The sequence below is a fragment of the Microvirga zambiensis WSM3693 genome, from assembly GCF_016735695.1.
In the GTDB taxonomy this organism is placed as follows: domain Bacteria; phylum Pseudomonadota; class Alphaproteobacteria; order Rhizobiales; family Beijerinckiaceae; genus Microvirga; species Microvirga zambiensis.
On the sequence record NZ_JAERQD010000152.1, the window covers coordinates 1 to 2,847 of the forward strand.

Sequence of the window (2,847 nt, forward strand, 5' to 3'; positions counted from 1 at the left end):
AAAGGCGGCTTTCCATCTATGCCGGCAGGGTCAGAATTGGATGCTGATCGAGGGTCAAACTTGGGAGCCGATTGACACATAGGTCAAAGACCCGCAGAAACTTGCCTGACAGGGTGGCTTTATCATTGGCAAAGGCCACGCTGCGGGTGATGGACCATGCGAATGCTCCGGCCAGCAGAACTGGAAACATTATGTTACCTGCGCCGTTTCCGACCGATCACCATCCGCTTATCCGCAAGCTGGAGAGCATCTTCAGCCTCACTGACGACGAGCGGCAGGCTCTGCTTGACTTGCCGATGCAGGTGGCCGTCATCAAGCAGGATCAGGACATTGTGCGCGAAGGCGATCGCCCGTCCCGGTCGTTTGCGATCCTGAGCGGCTTTACCTGCACCTACAAGATGACCGGCGACGGCAAGCGCCAGATCGTGACCTTCGGCGTGGCCGGCGACATTCCCGATCTGCAGAGCCTGCACCTGAAGGTACTGGACATCAGCGTGGCCACCCTGACCCCATGCAGCATCGGCTTCATCACCCATGAGGCCCTGTGGGATCTCTGCACGCGCCATCCCCGCATCGCTGCTGCCTTCTGGCGCGAGACACTGGTGGAGGGAGCCATCTTCCGCGAGTGGGTGCTCAATGTCGGGCGCCGCGAAGCCTATAATCGCATGGCGCACGTCCTGTGCGAAATGCAGGTGCGCCTGAGGGCAGTGGGCTTGGCTGACGACCATGGCTATGAGCTGCCGATCACCCAGACCGAGTTTGCCGATGCGCTCGGCATCTCGAACGTTCACGTCAATCGGGTTCTCCAGCAACTGCGGGCTGACGGCCTGATCGAGACCAAGGGAAGCCGATTGAATATTCCTGATTGGGAGCAGTTGAAGACCGCCGGTGACTTCGATCCGACCTACCTGCACCTCAAACAGGACGAGGCCGTTTCATGACCCTCACCTTCAATCGGTGCGGGTGGCCACAGGGGCCGAGGAAGAAGGCATGCTGGTCTTCGATCAGGAGCGACGGCTCCTGGCCGTGCTGACGCATCTCTCGGCGGGGAACGAGGTGGCTCCCGGGCACTGGTACCTGGAGGCAGGCTTGGGCTGGCTGGACGGGCCCAATCATCCGACCTTTGCCGATCTGGATGCAGCCGAGCACTGGATTTGTGAGCGCCTTGATCACAACAGAGGATGACGAGGGAGCAATGATGCATTTCTTCTTTCACCTCAGGGGTGGTTCGAACAGCTTCAGCCTGGATGATCTTGGACTTGAGTTGCCCGACACAGAGGCCGCCTACCTGGAGGCCGTTCCAGGCCGCCAAGGACATGTCGCAGGAATGGCTCCGTAGGGGGTCAGAACCCGAGATCATATGCCTTTGAGGTGATGAACGCGGCCGGTGATCTGGTTCTGCAGCTGCCCTTCTCCGAGGCCTTGGATCATCAGGCAGGACAACGGCCGACAATGTTGACCAGAAGCAGGAGGAGGGACAGGGAGCAGTGCGAGCGGCTCCGGCGCTTGACGGCTGAGGTGGCGTAGGAGGTCGAGGTGGCCCAGGAAACGTTCGCCGCTCACAAAAGCTGTTGAAGGCTCTTGAATCGGCCGGCATACGTTGAGACCTGCTTTCACGGGATGATGCATCCCTGGCGCTGGGGCAGATCCATTAATGGCTGGGTTGCTCAGCGTGGCGTCATAGGTAGACCGACTGGCTGCTCCAGCTTCGATCGCCGTGCCTGATCGTTCGCCGTGCGGTCCTGTGGCTGATGCAGGAAGTGCAGGTAGGTCGGGCTGAACATCGCAAGGGTCTGCAATCCCTGCGGATCGAGAAGCGTCAGGCGCTTGCCTTTCAGCTCGATCAGACCCATGCCGCGAACGTCCTGCAAGGTCCGGTTGACATGCACGGTGGAGAGGCCAAGCGTGTCGGAGATCTCCTCCTGGGTGACAGGCAACTCACAGGTGTTCCCCACGGTGAGATTCACGGCCCGCATCCGCACAAAATACTCGTAGATGAGATGCGCCATCCGCTCGGTGGCCGTGCGGCGGCCCACATTGAGCAGCCATTCACGGGTGATTGCCTCGTCGACCATCTCAGACCACCACAGCGCTTGCGTGATGCGGGAGTACTGGCTCGTGAGCGTGAGAAGATCCTGGTGGGCGATGGTGGCGAGGATAACAGGCGTGAGGGTGGCAACGCTGTGATCCATCTCCGTCATGATGAAAACGCGCAGATTGCAGAAATCTCCGGGGATGAAATACGCCATGATCTGCCGCCACCCATCCGGCAATTCCTTGTAGCGACAGGCCAAGCCCTCGAGGATCAGATGGATCGCATCAGGCTTGTCGCCTTCGCGCACGATGTCCTGCCGTGGCCCGAGGCTCTTCGTGCGGCTGGCGACTTTCGCCAGTACGGCCTTCTCCTCCTCGGCCAGTTGGGTGAAGTTCTCCAGTTTGCGGATGAGCGGAGCAACCATGATTTCCTCGCGCCCAATCCCGTCCGGGCTGCTTCCCTTATACATGGTTGACGCGCTCCAGGGGATTTCGCCAGCCCAGCCTACGTGCTCAGGCAGGAAGGCCGCTTGGATCAGGGCCCACCGCGAGAATTCCTTTCCAGAGGATACTGAAACGGTACAGCACCCAAAAGTGCTTGCCATCAGCTCTGAAGCTCTGGCGGGATGGCCGCCATCTCCTGGTGGTCACGGTCAACCGGCACGAGGAAGGCCACGACGACGCTGTCGTCTTCCGTCTCATCATCAAACTCATTTTCGTCTGGGCCGGGATCCTCATGATCCACCCCCATTGAATTGGTCCACCTTGAAGTATGTCTTGAGGCAGACAGGAGGACCCAAATGCCGAGAAAAC

5 protein-coding genes are annotated in these 2,847 nt (G+C 59.9%); 3 read left to right on the forward strand and 2 right to left on the reverse strand.

Annotated elements, in window-relative coordinates; genetic code table 11:
• Positions 1-125: 125 nt before the first annotated feature.
• From JKL46_RS34405 to JKL46_RS37150, 3 genes are read left to right on the forward strand one after another with little or no spacing between them, the layout of a single operon-like run.
• Positions 126-941 (forward strand): Crp/Fnr family transcriptional regulator, encoded by an 816-nt coding sequence (locus JKL46_RS34405; protein ID WP_343074180.1) that lies wholly within the window; start codon positions 126-128, stop codon positions 939-941.
• A 49-nt stretch (positions 942-990) separates the two neighbouring features.
• Complete coding sequence (locus JKL46_RS34410; protein WP_201842911.1) at positions 991-1,185, forward strand: hypothetical protein; 195 nt, start codon at positions 991-993, stop codon at positions 1,183-1,185.
• 13 nt (positions 1,186-1,198) lie between these two features.
• Entirely contained in the window at positions 1,199-1,339 is a 141-nt protein-coding gene (locus JKL46_RS37150; RefSeq protein WP_425493358.1) for a DUF6894 family protein, read from the forward strand.
• Between the two features lie 328 nt (positions 1,340-1,667).
• Here the strand turns inward: JKL46_RS37150 and JKL46_RS34415 are convergent, their stop codons facing one another.
• Positions 1,668-2,504: a Crp/Fnr family transcriptional regulator gene (locus JKL46_RS34415; protein ID WP_246529737.1), complete on the reverse strand. Its 837-nt coding sequence runs from the start codon at positions 2,502-2,504 to the stop codon at positions 1,668-1,670.
• Between the two features lie 134 nt (positions 2,505-2,638).
• Positions 2,639-2,847: hypothetical protein (locus tag JKL46_RS35285; RefSeq protein WP_210381554.1), on the reverse strand; the 209-nt coding region annotated here is incomplete at its 5' end.

Coding starts and splice junctions, on each gene's coding strand:
- JKL46_RS34410 (WP_201842911.1), top strand. CDS start 991: ATGCTGGTCTTCGATCAGGAGCGACGGCTCCTGGCCGTGCTGACGCAT.
- JKL46_RS37150 (WP_425493358.1), top strand. CDS start 1,199: ATGCATTTCTTCTTTCACCTCAGGGGTGGTTCGAACAGCTTCAGCCTG.
- JKL46_RS34415 (WP_246529737.1), bottom strand. CDS start 2,504: ATGTATAAGGGAAGCAGCCCGGACGGGATTGGGCGCGAGGAAATCATG.